The 22751-nt window shown below is 70.5% G+C and carries 26 protein-coding genes; 14 read left to right on the top strand and 12 right to left on the bottom strand.

Features of this window, described 5'->3' with window-relative positions:
* Positions 1 to 9: 9 nt before the first annotated feature.
* On the bottom strand, positions 10 to 1287 hold the full coding sequence (gene xseA / locus AB3M82_RS03560; protein WP_412955606.1) for an exodeoxyribonuclease VII large subunit: 1278 nt from the start codon (positions 1285 to 1287) through the stop codon (positions 10 to 12).
* Positions 1288 to 1388: 101 nt separating this feature from the next.
* Here xseA and AB3M82_RS03555 point away from each other — a divergent pair, with 101 nt between their 5' ends.
* Both AB3M82_RS03555 and AB3M82_RS03550 read left to right on the top strand, forming a co-directional pair.
* Complete coding sequence (locus AB3M82_RS03555; RefSeq protein ID WP_412957996.1) at positions 1389 to 2441, top strand: 4-hydroxy-3-methylbut-2-enyl diphosphate reductase; 1053 nt, start codon at positions 1389 to 1391, stop codon at positions 2439 to 2441.
* A gap of 9 nt (positions 2442 to 2450) precedes the next feature.
* The gene (locus AB3M82_RS03550) at positions 2451 to 2984 is read left to right on the top strand and encodes a DUF6264 family protein (RefSeq protein ID WP_412955605.1); all 534 of its coding nucleotides are present in this window, start codon (positions 2451 to 2453) and stop codon (positions 2982 to 2984) included.
* Between the two features lie 85 nt (positions 2985 to 3069).
* Here the strand turns inward: AB3M82_RS03550 and fbaA are convergent, their stop codons facing one another.
* Complete coding sequence (gene fbaA / locus AB3M82_RS03545; RefSeq protein ID WP_412955604.1) at positions 3070 to 4098, bottom strand: class II fructose-bisphosphate aldolase; 1029 nt, start codon at positions 4096 to 4098, stop codon at positions 3070 to 3072.
* 184 nt (positions 4099 to 4282) lie between these two features.
* Between fbaA and glpX the strand changes: the two genes are divergently transcribed.
* Together glpX and AB3M82_RS03535 are read left to right on the top strand one after the other, a co-directional pair.
* Positions 4283 to 5269 (top strand): class II fructose-bisphosphatase, encoded by a 987-nt coding sequence (glpX, locus tag AB3M82_RS03540; protein ID WP_412955603.1) that lies wholly within the window; start codon positions 4283 to 4285, stop codon positions 5267 to 5269.
* A gap of 180 nt (positions 5270 to 5449) precedes the next feature.
* Positions 5450 to 5740 carry a hypothetical protein gene (locus AB3M82_RS03535; protein WP_412955602.1) on the top strand — a complete coding sequence of 97 codons (291 nt, stop codon included), beginning with the start codon at positions 5450 to 5452 and terminating at the stop codon, positions 5738 to 5740.
* 64 nt (positions 5741 to 5804) lie between these two features.
* On the opposite strand, the gene AB3M82_RS03530 is transcribed toward AB3M82_RS03535, so the two are convergent.
* On the bottom strand, positions 5805 to 7166 hold the full coding sequence (locus AB3M82_RS03530; RefSeq protein ID WP_412955601.1) for a DNA recombination protein RmuC: 1362 nt from the start codon (positions 7164 to 7166) through the stop codon (positions 5805 to 5807).
* Between the two features lie 49 nt (positions 7167 to 7215).
* Positions 7216 to 7833, bottom strand: coding sequence for a 3'-5' exonuclease (locus AB3M82_RS03525; RefSeq protein ID WP_412955600.1), 618 nt, complete (start codon positions 7831 to 7833; stop codon positions 7216 to 7218).
* Between the two features lie 60 nt (positions 7834 to 7893).
* Here AB3M82_RS03525 and AB3M82_RS03520 point away from each other — a divergent pair, with 60 nt between their 5' ends.
* Genes AB3M82_RS03520 through ychF form a run of 3 tightly spaced genes read left to right on the top strand, consistent with a single transcriptional unit; the run spans position 7894 to position 11003 of the window.
* Positions 7894 to 8631, top strand: coding sequence for a class I SAM-dependent methyltransferase (locus AB3M82_RS03520; RefSeq protein ID WP_412955599.1), 738 nt, complete (start codon positions 7894 to 7896; stop codon positions 8629 to 8631).
* Between the two features lie 7 nt (positions 8632 to 8638).
* Positions 8639 to 9883 carry an alpha/beta fold hydrolase gene (locus tag AB3M82_RS03515; RefSeq protein WP_412955598.1) on the top strand — a complete coding sequence of 415 codons (1245 nt, stop codon included), beginning with the start codon at positions 8639 to 8641 and terminating at the stop codon, positions 9881 to 9883.
* 46 nt (positions 9884 to 9929) lie between these two features.
* Positions 9930 to 11003 carry a redox-regulated ATPase YchF gene (gene ychF / locus AB3M82_RS03510; RefSeq protein ID WP_412955597.1) on the top strand — a complete coding sequence of 358 codons (1074 nt, stop codon included), beginning with the start codon at positions 9930 to 9932 and terminating at the stop codon, positions 11001 to 11003.
* 40 nt (positions 11004 to 11043) lie between these two features.
* Here ychF and AB3M82_RS03505 read toward each other — a convergent pair whose 3' ends face one another.
* The gene (locus AB3M82_RS03505; protein ID WP_412955596.1) at positions 11044 to 11253 is read right to left on the bottom strand and encodes a type II toxin-antitoxin system Phd/YefM family antitoxin; all 210 of its coding nucleotides are present in this window, start codon (positions 11251 to 11253) and stop codon (positions 11044 to 11046) included.
* Between the two features lie 71 nt (positions 11254 to 11324).
* Positions 11325 to 11642 carry a DUF7882 family protein gene (locus AB3M82_RS03500; RefSeq protein ID WP_412955595.1) on the bottom strand — a complete coding sequence of 106 codons (318 nt, stop codon included), beginning with the start codon at positions 11640 to 11642 and terminating at the stop codon, positions 11325 to 11327.
* A 120-nt stretch (positions 11643 to 11762) separates the two neighbouring features.
* On the opposite strand from AB3M82_RS03500, the gene AB3M82_RS03495 reads away from it, so the two are divergent.
* Both AB3M82_RS03495 and AB3M82_RS03490 read left to right on the top strand, forming a co-directional pair.
* Positions 11763 to 12416 (top strand): alpha/beta fold hydrolase, encoded by a 654-nt coding sequence (locus AB3M82_RS03495; protein WP_412955594.1) that lies wholly within the window; start codon positions 11763 to 11765, stop codon positions 12414 to 12416.
* Positions 12417 to 12441: 25 nt separating this feature from the next.
* A complete protein-coding gene (locus AB3M82_RS03490) occupies positions 12442 to 14106 on the top strand; it encodes an ABC-F family ATP-binding cassette domain-containing protein (protein ID WP_412955593.1) in 1665 nt (554 codons plus the stop codon).
* Positions 14107 to 14110: 4 nt separating this feature from the next.
* Here AB3M82_RS03490 and AB3M82_RS03485 read toward each other — a convergent pair whose 3' ends face one another.
* From AB3M82_RS03485 to AB3M82_RS03475, 3 genes are all read right to left on the bottom strand, one after another.
* Positions 14111 to 14455 carry a LysR family transcriptional regulator gene (locus tag AB3M82_RS03485; protein WP_412955592.1) on the bottom strand — a complete coding sequence of 115 codons (345 nt, stop codon included), beginning with the start codon at positions 14453 to 14455 and terminating at the stop codon, positions 14111 to 14113.
* 108 nt (positions 14456 to 14563) lie between these two features.
* On the bottom strand, positions 14564 to 14863 hold the full coding sequence (locus AB3M82_RS03480) for a Fe-S cluster assembly protein HesB (protein ID WP_412955591.1): 300 nt from the start codon (positions 14861 to 14863) through the stop codon (positions 14564 to 14566).
* A gap of 107 nt (positions 14864 to 14970) precedes the next feature.
* Complete coding sequence (locus AB3M82_RS03475) at positions 14971 to 15453, bottom strand: GNAT family N-acetyltransferase (RefSeq protein ID WP_412955590.1); 483 nt, start codon at positions 15451 to 15453, stop codon at positions 14971 to 14973.
* Positions 15454 to 15555: 102 nt separating this feature from the next.
* Between AB3M82_RS03475 and AB3M82_RS03470 the strand changes: the two genes are divergently transcribed.
* Positions 15556 to 16116, top strand: a complete 561-nt coding sequence (locus AB3M82_RS03470) for a Dps family protein (RefSeq protein ID WP_412955589.1) — start codon at positions 15556 to 15558, stop codon at positions 16114 to 16116.
* 51 nt (positions 16117 to 16167) lie between these two features.
* Here the strand turns inward: AB3M82_RS03470 and AB3M82_RS03465 are convergent, their stop codons facing one another.
* The gene (locus AB3M82_RS03465; protein WP_412955588.1) at positions 16168 to 16692 is read right to left on the bottom strand and encodes a DUF6328 family protein; all 525 of its coding nucleotides are present in this window, start codon (positions 16690 to 16692) and stop codon (positions 16168 to 16170) included.
* A 69-nt stretch (positions 16693 to 16761) separates the two neighbouring features.
* Between AB3M82_RS03465 and AB3M82_RS03460 the strand changes: the two genes are divergently transcribed.
* Positions 16762 to 16965 carry a hypothetical protein gene (locus tag AB3M82_RS03460; RefSeq protein WP_412955587.1) on the top strand — a complete coding sequence of 68 codons (204 nt, stop codon included), beginning with the start codon at positions 16762 to 16764 and terminating at the stop codon, positions 16963 to 16965.
* 38 nt (positions 16966 to 17003) lie between these two features.
* Here AB3M82_RS03460 and AB3M82_RS03455 read toward each other — a convergent pair whose 3' ends face one another.
* Positions 17004 to 17588 carry a carboxymuconolactone decarboxylase family protein gene (locus tag AB3M82_RS03455; RefSeq protein WP_412955586.1) on the bottom strand — a complete coding sequence of 195 codons (585 nt, stop codon included), beginning with the start codon at positions 17586 to 17588 and terminating at the stop codon, positions 17004 to 17006.
* A gap of 123 nt (positions 17589 to 17711) precedes the next feature.
* Between AB3M82_RS03455 and AB3M82_RS03450 the strand changes: the two genes are divergently transcribed.
* On the top strand, positions 17712 to 17858 hold the full coding sequence (locus AB3M82_RS03450; protein ID WP_412955585.1) for a hypothetical protein: 147 nt from the start codon (positions 17712 to 17714) through the stop codon (positions 17856 to 17858).
* Positions 17859 to 17902: 44 nt separating this feature from the next.
* On the opposite strand, the gene AB3M82_RS03445 is transcribed toward AB3M82_RS03450, so the two are convergent.
* The gene (locus AB3M82_RS03445; RefSeq protein ID WP_412955584.1) at positions 17903 to 19381 is read right to left on the bottom strand and encodes an MDR family MFS transporter; all 1479 of its coding nucleotides are present in this window, start codon (positions 19379 to 19381) and stop codon (positions 17903 to 17905) included.
* Positions 19382 to 19542: 161 nt separating this feature from the next.
* On the opposite strand from AB3M82_RS03445, the gene AB3M82_RS03440 reads away from it, so the two are divergent.
* Positions 19543 to 21591 carry an ABC transporter ATP-binding protein gene (locus AB3M82_RS03440; protein ID WP_412957995.1) on the top strand — a complete coding sequence of 683 codons (2049 nt, stop codon included), beginning with the start codon at positions 19543 to 19545 and terminating at the stop codon, positions 21589 to 21591.
* 103 nt (positions 21592 to 21694) lie between these two features.
* Complete coding sequence (locus AB3M82_RS03435; protein WP_412955583.1) at positions 21695 to 22750, top strand: hypothetical protein; 1056 nt, start codon at positions 21695 to 21697, stop codon at positions 22748 to 22750.
* Position 22751 lies beyond the last annotated feature (1 nt).

Below are 22751 nucleotides of genomic sequence, written 5' to 3'. Positions count from 1 at the left end.
GGGAGAGCGTCAGGGAGCCTCGGCGATCTCGCCCTCCGACCGGGCGGCGACGGAACCGCGGTCGACGGTGATCGTGAGCGCGGCGCCGGCGGGGGCATCCGCTGCATCCCGCAGGATCACGCCGCCGTCGAGGTGGGCGATCGCGTAGCCGCGCGCCAGCGTGGCGGCGGGGGAGAGCGCCCGCAGGGAGGCCCGCAGCTCGCTCGTGCGCCGACCGGCGGCGTCGAGGTGGCGCGTGAGCGTGTCGCGTCCGCGCGAGAGCAGCAGCCAGATCTCCTGCGCCCGACCGTCGATCAGCGGGTCGGGGGAGCGCAGCACGGGCCGCGACCGCAGCTGCTCGAGCTGCGCGATGTCGTGTGACACCCGCTGCATGACCCGGCTGGTGGCGCGCGACCGCAGCTGCGCGATCAGGGCGCGCTGCTCGCCGACGTCGGGCACGACGCGCTTGGCCGCGTCGGTCGGGGTGGAGGCGCGCAGGTCGGCGACGTCGTCGAGCAGGGGATGGTCGTTCTCGTGGCCGATGGCGCTGACGACGGGGGTGGATGCCGCGGCGACGGCGCGCACGAGGCGCTCGTCGCTGAACCCGAGCAGGGTCTGCGGGTCGCCGCCGCCGCGGGCGACGATGATGACGTCGACATCGGGGTCGGCGTCGAGGCGGGCCAGGGCGGCGAGGGTGTCGGGCACGCAGCGGTCGCCCTGCACCGCGGCGTACTCGGTGCGGAAGCGCACCTGCGGCCACCGGAGCTCGGCGTTCCGGTGCACGTCCTTCTCAGCATCCGAGCGCTCGCCGGTGATGAGGCCGATCACGTGCGGCAGGAACGGCAGGCGCTTCTTGCGCGAGGGATCGAACAGCCCCTCGCGGCGCAGCTGCATCCGCAGCTTCTCCAGTCGCTCGAGCTGGTCGCCCAGACCGACGTGCTTCATGGCCGAGACGGCGAAGCTGAAGTCGCCGGCCTTCACGAAGTAGTCGGCCTTGACGGCCGCGACGACGTGGTCCCCGACGCCGAGGTCGGTCGGGATGCGGCCGCGGACGCTGGACCAGATGCGGATCGAGATCTGGGCGTCGGACTGCACGTCCTTGAGGCGGGCGAAGACGTTGCCGGCGCGCACGTTCCACGAGGTGATCTCGCCCTCGACCCAGACGGTGTTCCACCGGGCGACGAAGTCGCGGATGGTGGCGTTCAGACGGGCGACCGAGGTCGGAGCATCCGCGGTGGAATCCCGGGGCGCGACGGCATCCGCCGGAGGTGCCTCGCCGGGGCCGGTGACGGCTTCGAAGACTGTCATGCGCTCTCGCTCTGGGTTGCGGTGCCCGCCTGTTTCCCGGCCTTTGCCAGGGTGGGCACCGGTAGAATCGAGGAGTGACTTCGACTGCCGTTCATCTCCCCATCCCCCGCCTCCCACGAGTGCGTGCGGCGGCCGGGCGGCTTCAGGATAACCCGGTGGCCGGACACAAGCGGGTGCTGCTCGCCGCTCCGCGCGGGTACTGCGCCGGCGTGGACCGTGCCGTCGTGGCCGTCGAGAAGGCGCTCGAGCGCTACGGAGCCCCGGTGTACGTGCGCAAGCAGATCGTGCACAACATCCACGTCGTGACCGAGCTCGAGGCGAAGGGCGCGATCTTCGTCGAGGAGGTCGACGAGGTTCCCGAGGGCGCGCACATCGTCTTCAGCGCCCACGGCGTCTCGCCGGCCGTCGTCGACGCGGCATCCGACCGCGGCCTGCACGCGATCGACGCGACCTGCCCGCTGGTCACCAAGGTGCATCGCGAGGCCGTCCGCTTCGCGAGGGACGACTTCGAGATCCTGCTGATCGGTCACGAAGGGCACGAAGAGGTCGAGGGCACCGCCGGCGAGGCGCCCGATCACGTCACCGTCGTCAACTCGCCCGACGAGGCCGACACGGTCGTCGTCAAGGACCCGAACAAGGTCGTGTGGCTGTCGCAGACCACGCTCTCGGTCGACGAGACGATGGAGACCGTCAACCGTCTGCGCACCCGCTTCCCGGAGCTGCACAATCCGCCGTCCGACGACATCTGCTACGCGACGCAGAACCGCCAGGTCGCGATCAAGAAGGTGGCCGTGGGTGCCGATCTCGTGATCGTCGTCGGCTCGGCGAACTCGTCGAACAGCGTCCGCCTGGTCGAGGTCGCGCTGGAGTACGGGGCGAAGGCCGCGTACCGCGTGGACTACGCGGAGGAGATCCGTCAGGAGTGGCTCGACGGCGTGGAGACCATCGGCGTCACCAGCGGCGCCTCGGTGCCCGAGGTGCTCGTGCGCGAGGTGCTCGACGCGATCGGCGATGCGGGATACCGCGACGTCGAAGAGGTCCGTACGGCCGAGGAGGACCTGATGTTCTCGCTCCCGAAGGAGCTGCGTCAGGACTCCACCGGCCAGCGCGACGCCCGTGCGCTCGGCGGACGCGCCGCGGTCGGACGCGGCTGAGGATCGCGCGTGACCGAGCAGCGTCCGCAGTACGGCGAACTCGCGACGCCCGAGGAACAGCGTCGCGCGGCCGGACTGCCGCCCCTCGCCGAGACCGTGCCCGCGGCCTCGCCCGCGCCGACGGATGCCCCCGCCGGCGACGCAGGTCGCGCCGAGTCGCCGAAGCGACCGCATCCGATCGACCGGCTGGTCACCATCGCGCTGCTCGCCTACGGGCTGGTGAACGTGATCGTGACCGGGCTGTCGTATCTCGACCCCTCGAGTGTGATGAATCAGACGATGGCCATGCTCGGCATCGAGGGCGAGTTCACGAACTTCGCCCAGGGCCGGGTCTGGGGAACGATCGCCGCCGTCGTGCTCGCGGTCGGCTGGGCGGCGACCGCGGGGCTGTCGATCCGCCGGCTGCGGCGTGGTCGGATCACGTGGTGGGTGCCGATCGTCGGCGCCGTCATCACGGTCGGCGTGGCCTCGGCCTGCATCGCGGTCCCGATGATGGGCGACCCGGCCTTCGTCGCCTATATGGATCAGCTCGCCCGCGGCTGACCTGCTGACACGCTCCGGCGACCCGAGCCGGACAGACGAGAAGGGCGCCCCCGACCGGGGACGCCCTTCGTCGTGACGGGATTCGTCAGCTCTTCGACTGGCCGTAGGAGCCGAGCTGGCGGGTCGACTCCACGACGCGAGCCGCCATGGCGGTCTCGGCGATCTTGCCCCAGGCGCGCGGGTCGTACTGCTTCTTGTTGCCGACCTCGCCGTCGACCTTCAGGACGCCGTCGTAGTTCTTGAACATGTAGTCGGCGATCGCACGCGTGTACGCGTACTGCGTGTCGGTGTCGATGTTCATCTTGATCACGCCGTTGGCGACGGCCGTGGCGATCTCCTCGTCGGTCGAGCCGGAGCCGCCGTGGAAGACCAGGTCGAGCGGCTTCGCGCCGGTGTTGTACTTCGCCTGCACCTCGGCCTGGATCTCGCCCAGGAGCTCGGGGCGCAGCTTCACGCCGCCCGGCTTGTAGACACCGTGGACGTTGCCGAAGGTGAGAGCGGCGATGTAGCGGCCCTGCTCGCCGAGACCGAGAGCCTGCACGGCCTGGTCGACGTCGGCGAAGGTCGTGTAGAGCGCCTCGTTGGAGCCCTCGTGCTGGACGCCGTCCTCCTCGCCGCCGACCACGCCGATCTCGACCTCGAGGATGGCGTTGATCGCCTTCATCCGCGGCAGCAGGTCCTTCGCGATCTCGATGTTCTCGGCGAGCGGCACGGCCGAGCCGTCCCACATGTGCGACTGGAAGATCGGGTTGCGTCCCGCCTTGACCTCGTCTTCGGAGGCGGCGATGAGAGGCTCCACGAAGCCGCCCAGAGCGTCCTTCGGGCAGTGGTCGGTGTGCAGCGCGACCGTGACGGGGTAGTTCTTGGCGACCTCGGTCGCGAAGCGGGCGAAGGCGAGGGCGCCGGTCGCGCGGCCCTTGACCGTGTGGCCGGCGAAGTAGTCGGCGCCGCCGGTGGTGACCTGGATGATGCCGTCGGAGCCGGCCTCGGTCAGACCCTGGAGGACGGAGTTGATGGTCTGCGAGCTGGAGACGTTGAACGCGGGGTACGCGAAGCCGCCGGCCTTCGCGCGGTCGAGCATTTCTGCGTACTGATCCGGGGTGGCGACGGGCATGAGAACTCCTGCGATAGATGAGCCGGGACAGCAGTCACTCTAGCGGGGGAGGACTGCGGATGCCGGAGGGCGGGGTGCCGGGACGGCGACTCCGTCCTGCTGTGGTGTTAAGAAACGCTGATCCTTCGCACCGGATCGGCCGAAAGCCCGCGGGAACAGGATGCTGCGTCGTTAGGCTGGCCGCATGGTGAGTCTGACTGCTGATCTGAGCCCCCTCCGTCCCGACCGCAACCTCGCGATGGAGCTGGTGCGCGCCACGGAGGCCGCGGCGATCCGTGCGGTGCCGTTCATCGGCCGCGGCGCGAAGGAGGCCGCGGACGGTGCGGCCGTCGACGCGATGCGCGCCTTCCTCGGCACGGTCGACTTCCAAGGGCGCGTCGTGATCGGCGAAGGGGAGAAGGACAACGCCCCGATGCTCTTCAACGGCGAGGTCGTGGGCACGGGCGAGGGGCCGATGTGCGACATCGCGGTCGACCCGATCGACGGGACCTCGCTGACCGCCGCCGGTCGGCAGAACGCCCTCTCCGTCATCGCGGTGTCGGACCGCGACACCATGCTCGACGCGTCCAGCGTGTTCTACATGGACAAGCTCGTCACCGGTCCGGCCGGCGTGGGCGTGGTCGACATCCGCCTGCCCATCGGCGAGAACATCCGCCGTCTGGCGGGGGCTCTCGAGAAGCCCGTCGACGAGATCGTGGTGTCGGTGCTCAACCGTCCGCGTCACGAGCAGCTGATCCAGGACATCCGGGATGCCGGGGCGGGGACGAGGCTCATGAGCGACGGCGACGTCGCGGGCGGCATCAACGCGGCACGTCACGATGCGCGCACCGACATGTGCGTGGGCATCGGCGGAAGCCCCGAGGGGATCGTCACGGCGTGCGCGATCAAGGCCCTCGGCGGTCACATCCAGGGTCGGATGTGGCCGCGCGACGACGAGGAGCGCCAGCGGGGGATCGACGCGGGACTGGAGATGGATCGCATCTACGAGGCGGACGACCTCGTCCAGGGCAACAACACGATCTTCGTCGCGACCGGCGTCACCGACGGTCAGCTCGTCGCGGGTGTGCGCCGTGAGCGCGGGTACGTCTACACCGAGAGCGTCGTCCTGCGCGGGGCCTCCGGCACGCTACGTCGTATCGCCTCGGAGCACCTCGTCTCCAAGTGGCTGTAGGCGGCGTCCGGGCTCTGGCGGCCCGCTGAACCCCGCGGGAGCGCTCGGTCATCGTTACCGAGCCGGTACGCGGTCGTCGGCATCGATCCGCCGAATCCTCGTGCATCGTGTCAGAATTGGCAGTGGGTTTGTCGCCGTCGACGGAGCCGTCTGACACGACAGGCACAGGAGGGCGAACACATGACAACGCCGCAGACACGCAGCTCGAAGGCTGCGCCGACGAAGATCGTCACCACCAGCACCGGACGGATCCTGCGCGTGAGCGCGGATGCGGAATCGGTTCCCGCCGTCCCGGCGGCCCCCACCCCGGCGCAGGCCGAGGCGTCCGACCCGGCGCGCCGCGCCGATGTGCTCTTCCGCAAGCGACGCGACGAGGGCCACGAGCTCAGCGCCTGGTGGATGATCGGCGCCTTCCTGGCGACCAGCGGCCTGGTCATCGTCCTGCTGAGCGGCGTGCCCGGCATCGCCTGACCTCGCCGCGGCACGCGGCTGCTCGACCGGCACGGTCGGAGCACCTCAGTCCCGGTCTGATCGGTCACCGCCAGGCGTCGCGGAACCGATCCTCCTCGGCCTCGGCCTCGGCCTCGGCCTCGGCCTCGGGCGGGGTCTCGTCCTGCTCGAGCGCCACCTCGACCGCCTCGGATGAGGTGGCGCTCGCAGCCGCATCCAGACGAGCGCGCACCTCGCCGATCTCCGCACGGGCCACCGCCGCAGGGGCGACCTCCTCGACGAGTTCGGGTGCCGTGAACCGCCGGGCTGTGCTCACGATGCGCTGCGGCTCGGCGTCGAGCGTCGTGCCCTCGATCCCGGGGAACTGGCGAGCCGTGACCAGCACCCGCGTCTCGAGCGAACCGGCGAACCGGTTGTAGCTGTCGACCGTGCGCTCCAGCGCTCGGCGCAGGTCGTCGGCGTGACCGGCGAGCGTGCCCAGGCGTTCGTACAGTTGCGTCCCCAGCGCGAGCAGCGTCTTGGCCTCGGCCGAGACCTCCTGCTGGGTCCAGGTGTAGGCCACGGTCTTCAGCACCGCCCACAGGTTGACCGGCGAGGCCAGGGCCACACGGCGACCGAATGCATAGTCGAGCAGGGTCGGATCCTCGTCGATCGCCGCAGCGAGCAGCGACTCGCTCGGGAGGAAGCAGATGACGAACTCCGGGCTCGACTCCAACCCCGCCCAGTACGCCTTCTTCGCGAGGGCGTCGATATGCGCGCGCACGGCCTTCACGTGCTTCTGCATGTGCCCGCGGCGCTCCACGGCGTGCGCGTCGCCGTCGGGGACCGCGGATGCCTCGAGGTAGGCGTCGAGGGGAACCTTGGCGTCGACCGCGATGGACGCCCCGCCCGCCAGCCGGATGACCATGTCGGGTCGCCCGCGGCCGTGGTCGGAGGAGATGGTGGTCTGCAGGTCGAAGTCGACGTGCCGGGTGAGACCGGCAGCCTCGACGACGCGGCGCAGCTGCGTCTCGCCCCAGACTCCGCGGGTGGCCGTCGAGCGGAGGGCGCCCGCGAGAGACTCGGTGGTGGCGCGCAGCGCCTCGTCGGACTCCTGCGCGCGGCGCAGCTGCTCGGCGAGCGAGCCGAACTGCGCGTGCCGCTCCTGCTCGAGCGAAGTCACCTTCTGCTGCATCTGCTGCAGGGATTCGCGCACCGGGGCGAGCGCCGTGAGCACGGCGTTCTGCTGCTGCACGCGCAGGGCCTCGGCGCGCTGCTCGGCGCGCGTGTGCTCGATCGCGTCGCGGTAGAGGTCGTACTGGCGGTCTCGGTCCTCGCGGGCGGCGTCGAGCTCGGCCCCGAGGCGGGCCACGTCGGCGGCGCCCCGTGCGGCGCAGACGAACCACCCGGCGGCGACTCCCGCGCACAGCGCGGCGAGGACGAGGAGAACGATCAGCGGAGCATCCATGCGCCCATGATGCTCCGGGCCTCCGACATCGGGGTGCGGGCTCGCGGGTTCAGGCGACCGCGCGTTCGGCGACCCCGGCCAGCACGGGCTCGGCGACCGCAGACGGCGCGCCAGACAGGCGCAGCCCGAGCAGCTCGGCCAGGGAGTGCACGTCGGATGCGCCCGCGCGCCGCGCCGCATCGATCACGATCTGGGCGCAGGCCCGGGCGTCGGCGAGCGCGTCGTGGTGCGCGAACTCCTCGAAGCCGGCCGCCTCGGCGGCCTTCGGGAGCCGGTACGACTCGAGCTGATAGGTCTTGCGTGCGACCTGGAGGCTGCACAGCGAGCGGAACGGAGGGCAGACGCCGCCCGTCGCCTCGGCCGCGCGGCGGAGCACGTTGAGGTCGAAGCCCGCGTTGTGGGCCACCAGCACGTCGGCGCCCGCGAAGTCGCACAGGCGCTCGAACTGGTCGACCCACCGTGCGGCCGAGAGCACGTGCTCGGGGCGGATGCCGTGGATGCGGACGTTCCACTCCTGGAACTCGTCGTGCCCGGGCGGCGGCTGGATGAGCCAGCCGGCGGTGGCCACGACCACCCCGTCGCGGACGCGGACCAGACCGACCGCGCAGGCGGAGGCGGGGCTGGAGTTCGCGGTTTCGAAATCGATCGCGGTGAAGTCCAGGGGCACGTCCTCACTCTCGCGCCCTCGGGGCTGTTCCGCCGGGAAGGCGCGCCGTAGGCTGACGACATGCCGGATCCGAGAGCCACGTCCTTCGGCGCCCAGGCCGGGGCGTACGAGTCGAGCAGGCCCGAGTACCCCTTCGAGGCCGTGGCCTGGATGCTGGACCTTGCTCCGCTCGGTGCGCGTCGGGTCGCCGACGTGGGCGCCGGGACCGGCAAGCTCACGCGGGCCCTCCTGGCTGCCCCGGACGCCGAGGTCGTGGCGGTGGATCCGGACCCCGAGATGCTGGCGACGCTCCGCGCGAACGTGCCGGGGGTTCCCACGTTCCTGGGCCGGGCCGAGCGGCTTCCGCTGCCCGATGCGAGTGTGGACGCGGTCGTGCTCGGGCAGGCGTGGCACTGGGTCGATCCGGAGCCCGCGTCGCGGGAGGTCGGGCGGGTGCTGCGGCCCGGAGGGGCGCTCGGCCTCGTCTGGAACCTGCGCGACGAGCGCGTCGACTGGGTACGCGAGCTGAGCGCCATCATGCATCGCAGCGCCGCCGAGGAGATGCTCTCCGCCGGGGACCCGGTCGTGGGGAGTCCGCTCGGACCGCTCGAATCCGCGTCGTGGGAGTGGTCGCGCCCGGTCACCCGCGAGGAGCTGCACGGGCTGGCGTCGTCGCGGAGCGCCGTGATCACGGCATCCGAGGAGGAGAGGGCGCGCATCCGACAGGAGATGGACGCGCTGTTCGACGACCTCGGTCTCGGAGACGGCACCGTGGACCTGCCGTACACGACCCGCGCCTTCCGCGCGCGGCGGGCGTAGCACGGCCATGGCACGGCGGCCCCGAGAGTATGCGGACGGGCGGCGTCGCCGTCGCCCCGTCCTCGTGGTCCTGGCCGCGGTCGCGGTCATGGCCGCCCTGGTCGCGGCGGACGGCATCCGCAGGTATGTCGAGGGCGAGGCCGAGCTCCGCACCGATCCGGCGTTCTACGCGCTGCCCACCGCGATCCCCGACGGGAAGCCCGGATCCCTCATCCGCAGCGAGCCGATCGCGAGCGCGCCCGCCGGTTCGACGGCGTGGCGCGTCGTCTACCGTTCCCAGGACATGGCGGGCGCCGAGGTCCCCGTGTCGGGCGTGGTGCTCGTGCCGAACACCCCCGCCCCGCCGGAAGGCAGAACGGTGGTGGCGTGGGGCCACCCGACCACCGGGGCCGCACCGCAGTGCGCGCCCTCGCTGGGGCTCGATCCCTTCCAGTACGTCGAGGGCATGCACGAGCTCCTCGCCGAGGGGTACGCCATCGCCGCGACCGACTACCCGGGGCTCGGCATCCCCGCGGCATCCTCCTATCTGCTCGGCATCCCCGAGTCGAACAGCGTCCTCGACATCGTGCGCGCCGCGGGGCACATCGAGGAGGCGCAGACCGGAGACGACGTGATCCTGTGGGGGCATTCGCAAGGCGGTCAGGCCGTGCTCTTCGCGGCCGAGCGCGCCGCGGAGTACGCGCCCGAGCTGACCGTCCGCGGAGTGGCGGTGGCCGCGCCCGCCGCCGACCTGATCGCGCTCATGAGCGACGACATCAGCGACATCTCGGGCGTGACGATCGCGTCCTTCGCCATCCCCGCCTACACGCAGGCCTATGCCGATCGTTTCGGCGAGGACGCGATCGAGGCGATCCTGACCCCTGCGGGCGCCGAGGCCACGCCCCGCATCGCGGAGCTGTGCCTGCTCACCCAGAACGAGAAGATCCACGCGATCGCCGGGCCGCTCGTCGGCGGCTACGTCACGAGCAACCCCGCGACCACGGAGCCGTGGAAGACGATGCTCCAGGAGAACAGCGCCGGGGGTACGCCGCTCACGGTGCCGGTTTTCGTCGGCCAGGGCGAGGCCGACGAGCTCGTCATCCCGGCCGCGACCGAGAAGTACGTCTCCCTGCTGTGCTCGCAGAAGGCGGACGTCTCGTTCCACCGGTTCCCGGGGATCGACCACGGGCTCGCGGCCTACGCCTCCGTGCCGGAGCTGCTGCTGTGGCTCGACGCGCTCGAAGCGGGCACGCCGCCGAGCACTTGCCCGTGAGCCGCCGGCGACGGGCCTTCCGAGCCGCCGGGTAGACTCGTACCCCGTGGCTCTCACTATCGGCATCGTCGGCCTGCCCAACGTCGGCAAGTCCACCCTCTTCAACGCACTCACCAAGAACGACGTGCTCGCGGCGAACTACCCGTTCGCGACGATCGAGCCCAACGTCGGCGTGGTGAACCTCCCCGACGCGCGCCTCGACAAGCTGGCCGAGATCTTCGGCAGCGAGCGCATCCTCCCCGCCGCCGTGTCGTTCGTCGACATCGCGGGGATCGTCCGCGGCGCCAGCGAGGGCGAAGGGCTGGGCAACCAGTTCCTCGCGAACATCCGCGAGGCCGACGCGATCGCGCAGGTCGTCCGCGGTTTCGCCGACGACGACGTCGTGCACGTCGACGGCGCGGTGAACCCGGCATCCGACATGGAGACCATCAACGCCGAGCTCATGCTCGCCGACCTCCAGACTATCGACAAGGCGATCGTGCGCTACGAGAAGGAGGTCCGCGGCAAGAAGATCGATCCCTCGGTCCTCGAGGCCGCGAAGGCGGCGAAGGATGCTCTGGAGCGCGGACAGCTCCTCTCGACGAGCGGTCTCGACCTCGCGCCGATCAAGGAGCTCGGCCTCCTCACCGTGAAGCCCGTCATCTTCGTCTTCAATGTCGACGAGGGCGTGCTCACGGACGACGCGCGCAAGGCCGAGCTCGCCGCCCTCGTGGCGCCGGCGCAGGCCATCTTCCTCGACGCGAAGATCGAGTCCGAGCTCAAGGACCTCGATCCCGAGGATGCCGCCGAGCTGCTCGCGTCCACGGGGCAGGACGAATCCGGCCTCGACCAGCTCGCCCGCATCGGCTTCGACACCCTCGGGCTGCAGACCTACCTGACGGCGGGTCCGAAGGAAGCGCGCGCCTGGACGATCCCGAAGGGGTCGAAGGCTCCGCAGGCCGCCGGCGTGATCCACACCGACTTCGAGAAGGGCTTCATCAAGGCGGAGATCGTCTCGTTCGACGACCTCGTCGAGACCGGGTCCGTCGTCGAGGCACGCGCGAAGGGCAAGGCCCGCCTCGAGGGCAAGGACTACGTCATGCAGGACGGCGACGTCGTGGAGTTCCGCTTCAACAACTGAGCCCGGATGCGGGTCGCGGCCCCGCGGCGACCCTCGCGTGTCAGTAGTGGTACCGCGCCTGGAGGAGTTGACGGGCGTTCTCCGGTGAACGGAGCAGGTAGCCCGTCTCGACCAGGGAGTCGTATTCGTCCTTGGAGAGGAACACGGCAGAGCCGCGCTTCGAAGTGATCTCGATCTCGGAATGGTCGAGGTTCACGCGCTCGATCAGCCCGAAGAGATCGCGTCGAGCCTCGCTCGCGGTGATCGCCATGTCTCCTCCTGAAGTGGTACCGGAAATGGTGCCATTCCGAGGCGGAGCGAGGTCCGCCGGATGCCGGGCGATCATCCGGTGCGCGTCGGGTCGATGATCTCGTCGACCAGCGACACGCCGCCGGTGCTGCTCAGGGTCTGCGACAGGGCGTTGATCCACGCCGGGTTGAGGGCCGGAGGCTCGGTCGCCTCGAAGACGAACCGCAGAGGGATCGAGGGGTGCAGCCAGATCGTGGATCGGCCGGGGGCCTCGCCGTCCTTGTGCACCCAGGAGAGGGTGAAGCTCTCCTGACGGCGCAGCTTCGTCACGATGACGACCTTCAGGTGCGCGAGCGCGCGGTCTTCGATGAGAATCGGGGTGAGTGAAGCCCCGTACATGAGCTTTCCCATCCCTCCACGGTACGCGCGCCGCGCGAGCGGGTGTAGTGGTCGTCGAGCGGTTCGATGCGGGCCCGCCGGGTCGATTACGCTGGGTCCGACCCCCCCTCACTCAAGGAGACTTGCCGGAACATGGTCGACACTCAGATCTTCGAGCCCGACGCGCGCGCCATCCCCTATGCCGTGGAGGGCGAGGGTCCCGCGCTCATCCTGATCGCCGGGCACGGGCTGAACGTCACCTACCTCGAGCTGCTCTCGCACTCCGTCTCGGAGGAGGACTTCCGGGTCGTGCGCATCGGCTCCCGTCGGTCGACCGACGCGTCCGTCTCGATGAACGACCTCGCGCAGGACGTCGTCGACATCATGGACCATCTCTCGATCGCCGACGCGTGGGTCGGGGGTCACGCCTTCGGCGGCGCCGTCGCCCGAGTCGTCGCGCTCGATCACCACGATCGCGTCAACGGCGTGCTGCTGCTGGGCGTCGATGAGGCCGGCCCCTCCGCCGAGGCGCTCGCCTCGATCCCGGCGCCCGCTCGGGACGCGGCGGTCGACGCCGTGCAGGCGGCCGCATGGCAGGCTCCCGCTCCGCTCGCCGCGGGCGTTCCCGTGCTCGTCGTGCAGGGCACGGAAGACCCGATCGCGCCGGCCGCGAACGGCGAGGCGCTCCAGGCCGCCGCTCCGGATCGGGTGAGCGTCGTGGCCGTCGAAGGCGGCGGCTACCTGTTCCCGTTCACCCACATGGGTGCCACCTCGTGGGCGATCGAGGACTACCTCGACTGGGACTGATGCCGGCGTCTGACGGGCGGAGCCGATGACCGCCACGATCGTCGCCCGCAGCCTGACCGGAGGGCACGGCCACCGTGTGCTCTTCGAGGACCTGGATCTCACGGTCGCGCCGGGCGATGTGATCGGCGTGGTCGGCGCGAACGGGGCGGGCAAGACCACGCTTCTGCGCCTGCTCGCCGGGGCCGATGAGCCGATCTCGGGCACCGTGTCTCTCGCGCCGTCCGATGCCTTCGTCGGATGGCTGCCGCAGGAGCATGAACGGGTGGAGGGGGAGACCATCGCCGCCTACATCGCTCGGCGCACGGGGTGCGCCGAGGCGACGAGGCAGATGGATGCCGCGGCTGCCGCTCTCGCCGATCCCTCGCTCGCCGCGGCCGGGGTCGATCCGGCCGACGCCTACTCTTCGGCTCTCGAGCGCTGGCTGGCCAGCGGCGCGGCCGATCTCGACGAACGTCTGCCGGCCGTGCTCGCCGATCTCGGCCTCGCGAGCGGGGGAGCGTTGAGCGCGCAGTCGCTCATGACCTCCCTGTCGGGCGGGCAGGCGGCGCGCGTGGGCCTCGCCGCGCTGCTGCTCTCGCGGTTCGACATCGTGCTCCTCGACGAGCCCACGAACGACCTCGACCTCGACGGCCTGGACCGGCTCGAGGCGTTCGTCCGCGGCCTCCGCGGCGGTGTCGTGCTGGTCAGCCACGACCGTGAGTTCCTCGCCCGCAGCGTCACCGACGTGCTCGAGCTGGATCTCGCGCAGGGCACGAACCGGCTGTACGGCGGCGGGTACGACGCGTTCATCGAGGAGCGGGCGACCGTCCGCCGGCATCTGCGCGAGAAGTACGACGAGTTCGCCGAGAAGAAGGCCGACCTCGTCGCGCGCGCACGGACCCAGCGCGAATGGTCGAGTCAGGGCGTGCGCAATGCCCTGAAGAAGTCGCCCGACAACGACAAGATCAAGCGCCGGGCGTCGATGGAGTCCAGCGAGAAGCAGGCGCAGAAGGTGCGGCAGATGGAGAGCCGCATCGCGCGCCTCGAGGAGGTGGAGGAACCGCGCAAGGAGTGGCAGCTGGAGTTCACGATCGGGTCCGCCCCTCGCTCCAGCACCGTGGTGGCGACGCTGAACGAGGCGGTCGTCCGCCAGGGTTCCTTCGCCCTCGGGCCCCTGTCGCTCCAGGTGAACGCCGGCGACCGTATCGGGATCACCGGTCCGAACGGCGCCGGGAAGTCAACGCTGCTGCGCACCCTGCTCGGAACGCAGCGGCCCGACGAGGGTGAGGCGAGCCTCGGCACCAGCGTGCAGATCGGCGAGATCGATCAGGCACGTTCACTCCTGGTCGGCGATGCGCCGCTCGCCGGCGCCGTCGAGGCGCTCGTCCCGGAGATGTCGTCCGCCGACGTCCGCACGCTCCTCGCGAAGTTCGGCCTCCGTGCGGATCACGTCACGCGCCCCGTCGACGGTCTGTCGCCCGGAGAGCGCACGCGTGCCGCCTTGGCGCTGTTGCAGGCCCGCGGGGTCAACCTCCTCGTCCTCGACGAACCGACCAACCACCTCGATCTGCCCGCGATCGAGCAGCTCGAACAGGCGCTCGAGTCGTACTCGGGCACGCTGCTTCTCGTCACGCACGATCGGCGGATGCTCGACACCGTGCGCACGACGCGGCGCTGGCAGGTCGTCTCGGGCCGGGTGGCAGAGCTCTGAACGCTCAGCGACCCTGACGCTTCTTGTACGGCTTGGGCTGTCCCTTGACGATGGGCGCGCGCCCCTTGCCCTTCGACGCCTTCGCCTTTCCGCCGGCGGGCGCCACGTTCTTGGGCGCGGGCGGGGGAGCCGCGGCGACGGCGGCGCGAGCCTCGACGAGGAAGAGCTCTCCGACGTTCGTCAGTCGGGGCGTTCCCTCCCGGTTCACGAGCGCATGCCCGACCTCGGCCTCGAGCTTGTCGAGCGAGGTGTAGAGCGACGCGAGGGGGATGCCGAGGGCCTCGGCGGCACGGGAGAAGTGCAGCGTCTCGGCGAGGACGACATAGCGGCGCAGCAGGGCGATCTTCATGGGTGTGCCTCCACGTCCGCGCCGATCGCGGCTCTTGTTCCAACCTACGGCGTCCGACGGGGGAGGCGGATGCCGCGGCTCCGGTCCGCGGCATCCGGGGTCCGGCGGTCAGTCGACCTGCGACATGACGGCGAAGGAGACGGCGCCCTCGTCGTCGACGCCGGCGTCCAGCACCTTGTCGTCGAGCGCGGCAGCGGCCGTCTCATCGAGGAAGAGGCGGGCGCCGGAGACCTCCACGACCTGGTCCGCCGGTTCCGGGTCGGGGGCGACGAGGACCGCCAGGCGCGATTCGCCGCTCGGACCCTGGCCTTCCGTGGAGTGGATGCGCAGGCCCGCGTCGGGCGCCTCGCTCTGTCGGGTCACCAGGGTGGAGACGATGGCGGAGGCGTTGTCGGTGAGGGTGAGCACGAGACTCTCCTTCCGGTCGGGGCATGCCGCGGTCGCGACACGTCCGGGCCACGATTCCCCAGCCCGCCGTCGCGATCAAGCCGGGCGCGCCGGTTCGGAGGACTTTCTCACCCGGCGAGGCTCTTGCGGAGGAAGACCTGCTCGGTCCCGTCCCCGTCGGGGACCCTCTCGCTCACCTCGTAGCCGCACGATTCGTAGAGGCGGAGGTTGGCTTCGCTCAGGCTGCCGGTGAAGAGCTCGGAGACCGGCGCGGAGGACGACTGCTCGGCGGCCTGCAGCAGCGCTCGTCCGATCCCCGACCCCTGCATGTCGGGGGCGATCGCGATCCGACCGATCAGCAGCAGGTCCTCGGTCTCGCGGAACCGGATGGCGCCGACCAGGCGGCCGTCCACCCGCGCACCGAGTCCGGTGCCCATGCGGAGCTCGGCGCGCATCTCCTCCAGCGTCTGCGTGAGCGGGGGCATGTCGGCGCTGCCGTAGATCTGCGCCTCAGACACGAAAGCCGCGCGTTGAATGGTCAGCACCTCCCCGGCATCCGCCTCGGTGAGCGGGGCGATGGCGATTTCGGGGTGCGGGTCGTGCGATGTCATTCGTGCTCCTTCCGCTCGCCACCTTCGAGCGCGGCGCCGCGGCTGTCAACCCCCTCGAACCGTCCGGGGAGAGCGGCTAGCGTCGCGATCAGGAGGTACATCATGGCAACCAAGACAACGTCGAAGTCGAAGTCGAAGTCCACCGAGTCCGCGTCCGCTCAGGCAGGGGTGAAGACCACCCGTCGTCAGAACGCCGAGAAGGGCTTCACCGCCTCGCCGACGCTGGCGGCGAACCTGCAGGCCGTGCTCGTCGACCTGCTCGAGCTCGCGTTGCAGGGCAAGCAGGCGCACTGGAACGTCGTCGGACGCAACTTCCGCGACACGCACCGCCAGCTGGACGAGATCATCGAAGACGCCCGCACCTTCAGCGACACCATCGCGGAGCGCATGCGCGCACTGCACGCCGTGCCCGACGGGCGCAGCGCCACGATCTCGGCCACCACCTCGCTGCCGGAGTTCCCGGCGGGCGAGGTGTCGACCACCGAGACCATCGACCTCGTGACCGAGCGCCTCGAGGCGTGCGTCGGCACGATGCGCAAGGTCCACGACGACGTCGACGAGGAAGACCCGACGTCGGCCGACCTGCTGCACGCCATCATCGAGCGTCTCGAGCAGTTCGCCTGGATGGTGAGCGCCGAGAACCGGAGCCCGGCAGGGCGATGACGCCGGAATGACCACCCGTACGGGGAGCGACGCGGTGGATCGCGGCCGGGGTCAGTCCGACGGGACTCGCCCCGGCCGCTCAGCGCGCCGGATGACCCGCGGCAGAACGAGCCACAGGGCGAGCACCGCGATGAGCGACGAGATGAGCGCGACGATCCCGGCGGCGCGGTCGACCGTGAAGTCGATGATGAGCGTCGTGACGCCCGCCGTGAGCGCCCCGATGACCACCAGGTCGATCTTCACGATCCGCGCGGCCACGCGGACGAGCTCCGGCTTGCGGCGTCGCCCGAAGAAGGCGCGGTGCATGCCGACGGGAGCGAGCGCCAGGATCGTCGCGAGCGCGGCCAGGGCCACGAGCACGACGTACAGGTCGCGCTGGAACTCGTCCATGTCCTCGAAGCGCGGCTGGAAGGCGACGGCGAGCAGGAATCCGGTCAGGATCTGCGTACCCGTCTGCATCACGCGCAGCTCCTGCAGCAGCTCGTCCCAGTTGCGGTCGGCGCGCTCATTCGCCGTCTCGTCGCGACCATCGGGTCGGTCGTCGTGGCCGACATCGGGTATGTTCTCACCACTCATGCGCTCAGTCTCCCGAACACCGGAGACGCCTGTCCAGACTCTTGCATTCACCGAAGGAAAGAGGCACTCATGACGCTTCCCCCCATCCACGAATGGTGGCCGCACCTCTCCGTCGAGGCGCGCCACGAGGTCATCGACGACGGTTCACCGCATCTCGGCGAGAAGGTGCGCGAGGAGATCCGCCAGATCACCGGCGCCGTAGTCGGTGTGCAGGAATCGCTCTCGGCGGAGGACGTCGAGTACGCGCGCACCCAGATCGAGCAGGTCGACTGAGCCCACGCCCGTCGGCGAGGTCGATCCGCCGGAGAGCTCTACGCCTCGGGCGTCGTCGCGGGGCGGGACAGCGCCTCGGCGAGGTCGGCGCGAAGGCCCGGCATCGCGTCGGTCGGCACGGCGAGGGCCAGCAGGGCCCGGCTGAAGTAGTTGCGCGCCGCGGCGGCGAGGGTGAGGTCGACGATCTGCCGGTCGGAGTACCCGACGTCGCGAAGCGCCTGCGTATCGGCATCCGTCATCGACGACGGATCCGTGGAGAGCTTCTCGGCGTACCGGATGACCGCCCTCTCCTCGGGGCGGAAGCCGCTGTCGTCACCGTGGGCGAAGGATTCCAGACCCTCTTCATCGACGACACCCGCGCGCAGCGACCGGCGGCCGTGGGCGAGCAGGCAGTGGGTCGATCCGAGGGCGCGGGCGGCTCCGAGCGTCGCGGCCTCGTACCCGCGGATGCCGATCGAGGGGACGACGGCGTGGACGAGGTCCTCGAACGCCGCGTAGGCCTCGGGATTCACGGCCATCGCCCGGGTGTGGCTGAAGACCAGCCCGTCCTCGGCGAGGTCGTCGGCGTACATCTGCGCCGCCCCGCCTTCGGCGGACTCCGGGCTCGGCGGAGTGATGATCATGCGGACTCCTTCCCTGAGGCGACGCCCGTGCGCTCGTCGCGGTAGTCCGCACGATACGCCGGGCACGACCGCCGGGGAAGTGGCCTCGGCGCCACCGCCCCCCGACAGGCGTAGCATCGAGGGATGACCGATTCGCAGGGACAGACCACCGGACAGGACGCGCCTCTCGGGCTGCAGCCGCTCTCCGGCACCCTCCATCTGCTCGACGCGGATGCCGTCGGCTGCTGCGGCGGTGGCGCCTGCCACCTTCCGTCTCCTCAGGCCCCGTAGAGCTTCCCCACCCGGCGACGTCCGCGGCCGCCGGGCGTTCGGCCTCAGTGGCCGCCGTGGAACCCGCCGCCGGCTTCTTCGACCGGCTTGCGCACGAACGGGCTGAGAGCCACGGCCGCGAGCGAGATGATCGCCGCGATGAGGAACGCCGTACGGGCGCCGGGCGCGCCGGCGACGGCGGTCGCGAGTCCTTCGTGCTCACCCGCGTGCAGGATCGACGAGTAGGTCGAGAGCAGCACGGCCACGCCGGCGGCTCCGGCGACCTGCTGCAGCGTGTTCAGCACGGCGGATCCGTGCGAGTACAGCGTGCGCTGGAGCGAGCCCAGAGAGGCGGAGAACAGCGGGGTGAACGACATGGCCAGGCCGACCGACATCATGGCCTGCACGATGATCAGCACCCAGGGCTCGGTGTGCTCGGTCACCGTCGAATAGAAGAACAGGGAGGCCGACACCATGACCGTGCCGGGGATCAGCAGCGTGCGCGTGCCGCGGGCGTCGTACACCCGCCCCATCACGGGTCCGAGCAGGCCCATCAGCACGGAGCCGGGGAGCATGATCAGGCCCGCGTCCAGCGGAGACAGCCCGACGACGTTCTGCAGGTACTGCGGGAGCAGCGTCAGCGTGCCGAACATCGACAGCGCGAGGATCGACATGATGACGACCGCGATCGAGAAGTTCGCCGAGCGGAAGACCCGCAGGTCGAGCAGCGCGTCGTCGACCCGCTGGAGCATCAGCTGACGCCAGACGAACAGGGCGAGCGAGACCGCGCCCACGACGAGCGCGATGATGCCCGTCACCTCGCCCGAGGCGCCTTCGCCGCCGAACTGGCTCAAGCCGAAGACCACGCCGCCGAAGCCGAGGGCCGCGAGGGGGATCGACAGAATGTCGAGAGGCAGGCTGCGCGTCTCGCCGAGATTCGTCATCCACCGCACGCCCATGGCGAGGGCGATGAGCGCGATCGGCAGGATGATCGCGAAGAGGGCCCGCCAGCTGAACACGCCGAGCACAGCGCCGGCGAGCGTCGGCCCGAGGGCCGGCGCGAGCGAGATCACCAGGCCGACGCGGCCCATCATGCGCCCGCGGGAACGAGCGGGGACGACGTTCATGATGGTGGTCATCAGCAAAGGCATCATGATGCCGGTGCCGGCCGCCTGGATGACGCGGCCGACCAGCAGCAGGGCGAACCCGGGCGCGACGAGGCAGACGAGGGTTCCGAGCGAGAAGGCGACCATCGCGGCGGTGAAGACCTGACGCGTGGTGAACCGCTGCAGGATGAATCCCGTGATCGGGATCACGACGGCCATCGTCAGCATGAAGGCGCTCGTCAGCCACTGACCGAGCTCGGGCGGGATGCCGAGATCCGCGTTGAGATGCGGGATCGCGATGCCCATCGTGGTCTCGTTGAGGATGGCGACGAAGGCGGCGACGAGCAGAAGCCAGATCACCCTCATGTCGCTGCGGGCGATGCCGGAATCGGCGGAGGCGTGGGTGGTCGGGATCGAACCGGTGTCGACGGCGGACATGCGGCCTCCTGGGCATGAGTGTCGTGGAGAAGAGGGCGCGAGCGCGCGGAGAACATTCAGCCTAACCACAGGTTCCGACATTTCATTCCGCGATCGGCGAGATCCGTCCGCGGCCCGCGGCCCGCGGTGTCCTCGGGCCTGGATACGCTGACGGGATGAGCATGGGTGGCATGGGCGGTGGCGGGCATCGCGCCGCGTTCCGAGGGGTGGACGAAGACGCGCAGCGCCGGCTCAACGCGGAGGCGCCGCAGATCCGCAACCTCGGCGGCCGCGTCGTCGCGCTGTTCCGCCCCTACCGGTGGCGCATCCTGCTCACCGGCGTCCTCGTCGTCGTCGGGGCCGGCGTCGCCGTCATCCCCCCGCTGATCGTGCAGCGCGTCTTCGACGAGGCGCTGTTCCCCGTCGACGGGGGCGGCCCCCATCTGCAGCTGCTGGTGGGCCTCGTGACGGCGATGATCGCCCTGTTCCTCGGCTCGGCGGCACTGGGAGTCGCCCAGACCTGGCTGACGTCGACGGTGGGCAACAACGTCACCGGAGATCTGCGCGTCCGGCTGTTCGAGCACCTCCAGGCCATGGAGCTCGGGTTCTTCACCCGCACGAAGACCGGCGTGATCCAGTCGCGCCTGCAGAACGACGTCGGCGGAGTCTCGGGGGTGCTGACGAACACCGTGACGAGCATCCTCGGCAACGTCGTGACGGTGATCGCCTCCTTGGTCGCGATGATCCTCATCGACTGGCGACTCACCCTCATCGCCGTCGTGCTCATGCCGTTCCTCGTCCTCGTGCAGCGCCGTGTCGGGCAGGTGCGCGCCCGCATCGCCGGCGAGACGCAGGAGTCGCTCTCCGAGCTGACCTCGATCACGCAGGAGACGCTGAGCGTGTCGGGCATGCTCCTGTCGAAGGCGTTCAACCGGCAGCGCACAGAGTCCGAGCGCTACCAGGCCGAGAACCGGAACCAGGTGGTCCTCCAGGTCCGCCGTGCCATGAGCGGGCAGGGCTTCTTCGCGGTCGTGCAGGTGATCATGGCCAGCGTGCCGGCGATCATATACCTCGTCGCGGGATACCTGATCGCGGGCGGCACCGGGGCGATCACGGCCGGCACCGTCGTCGCCTTCACCACGGTGCAGGCGCGGCTGCTCCAGCCATTGATGGGACTCATGCGCGTCTCCCTCGATCTGCAGACGTCCTCGGCGCTCTTCGCCCGGATCTTCGAGTACCTCGACCTCGTGCCCGAGATCCAGGACGCACCGGACGCCATCCCGGTCGACCGCGCCCCCGGACCCCGCGGCCGCATCGAGTTCGCCGACGTCGTCTTCCGGTATCCGGATGCCGCGGACGACGCGCGCCCGACCCTGGACGGGGTGTCCTTCGTCGCCGAGCCCGGCCAGCACGTGGCATTCGTGGGTCCGTCGGGTGCCGGCAAGACCACGGTGCTGTACTTGGCGCCCCGGCTGTACGAGGCGCACGGCGGTGCGGTGCTGTTCGCCGGCGCGGACGTGCGCACCCTCACCCAGGAGTCGATCATCGACGACGTGGGCATCGTCTCGCAGGAGACCTACCTGTTCCACGCGACGATCCGCGAGAACCTGCTCTACGCCAAGCCGGACGCGACCGAGGACGAACTGGTGGCCGCCTGCACCGCCGCCAACATCCACCACATCATCGCGGGCTTCGAGCAGGGCTACGACACGGTGGTCGGCGAGCGCGGCTACCGCCTCTCCGGGGGTGAGAAGCAGCGGATCGCGATCGCGCGCGTGCTCCTGAAGGATCCGCCGATCCTGCTGCTCGACGAGGCGACGTCGGCGCTGGACACGGTGTCGGAGCGCGTCGTGCAGGAAGCCCTCGACGAAGCCGCGCGCGGCCGGACCACCATCTCGATCGCTCATCGGCTGTCGACCGTCATGGGCGCCGATGTGATCCACGTGCTGGAGGCGGGTCGCATCGTCGAGTCGGGCACGCATACAGAGCTGCTCGCGCACGACGGCCTGTACGCCGAGCTGGCCGCCCAGCAGATCGCCGCCACCCGGGTGCTCGCGACCGAGGCCGTCGTCGAGCAGCAGGTGTCGGGCGGGGTGGGGAGCGCCTTCGCCGATCGCCGCGCGGACCGCGCTCCCGAGGACTCGGCAGCACGCGACGCGGCCGCCTCGCTGACGGCATCCGTCCCCCTCGCGGGCGACCTGCGTCCGGGGACCTACCCGCCGGAGCCCTGAGCGGCGGAGACAGGACGCGGTGCCTCGCCGTGTTCTGATCGGGCGACATACTGGGGGAATGGATCAGGGCGCACATCGCGGACTCGCACTCCGCAGGATGACCGTGAGCGATCGATTGGCGCGACTGTTCTCCACCGCCTCCCGCGCGTTGCCGATCGTGGGCGCCGTGGCGGTCGCGCTCGCCGTGGTCACCGTCGTGTCCGAGAGCGATGCGCCCCGCGGCACCCCCGTCGTGCAGCAGGTCCTGCGTGGCGTCCTCTTCGTGCTCTCCTGCTTCGTCGGCTCCTACGTGCCGGCACCGGGCCAGCCCGACGAGCCCTCGCTCCTGGGCACACTCGTGCTCGTCCTGGCGCTCGCGACGTCGCTGGGCGGCGTGGCGCTCGCCGTCGTGTCGGTCTTCGCCCGGGAGCTCGCGCTCGGGGCGTCGCTGCTGCGGAGGTCGAGAGTCGTGGTGGTGGGGGAGTCGGACGCGGCGAAGACCCTCGCACTCCGGTTGCGTCGGGTGCACCGCAACGTGATCACGGTGGGATACGACGAAGGCGCGATGATCCGCGTCGCCGACAGGGAGGAGATCATCCGAGACCGGCGTGTGCGCCGCGCCCTGCGCGGCGCGGAGAGGGCCTACGTGCTGCACGAGTCGAGCGTTCACGGAGCGCTCACGGCCGCCGAGATCCGAGCGCTTCCGCGCAGCCCGCAGACGTTCCAGATGTTCGACTGGGCGCTGGACCGGCTGGTGTTCCGAAGGGACATCGAGAACGGCCGCCTCCCCCGGATCGAGACTTTCTCGCCCGTCGAGATCACGGGCATCCATCTCGCCCATCTCATCGAGCATCTCGTCCGAACGAGGCAGCGGGAACTCCGGATCAGCGTGCGCGGCGACCATCAGGCCCTGGGCATCCTCTCCGAACGGCTCGGATTCATGGAGGGCGTGCTCGCCTTCAACGGCGGAGTCGCCTTCGTCGGCGCCGACGAGCCGGCGGATGTCAGCGTTCTCGGCGTCACCCAGAGCGAGTACGTGACTGCAGTGGAGTCGGCGCTGGAGCGGACGCCGCTCGTGCTGTCCATCGCGCCGGAGCAGTACTTCGCCGCCGTGGCCGGACGGATCTCGGCGCTGTCGGGTCGAGCGAGTGGCTCGCCGACCGGGACCGCTCGGGAGTGAT

This window comes from Microbacterium californiense, assembly GCF_047246625.1.
Taxonomy (GTDB): Bacteria; Actinomycetota; Actinomycetes; order Actinomycetales; family Microbacteriaceae; genus Microbacterium.
This window is presented reverse-complemented; position numbering and strand designations above follow the sequence as displayed.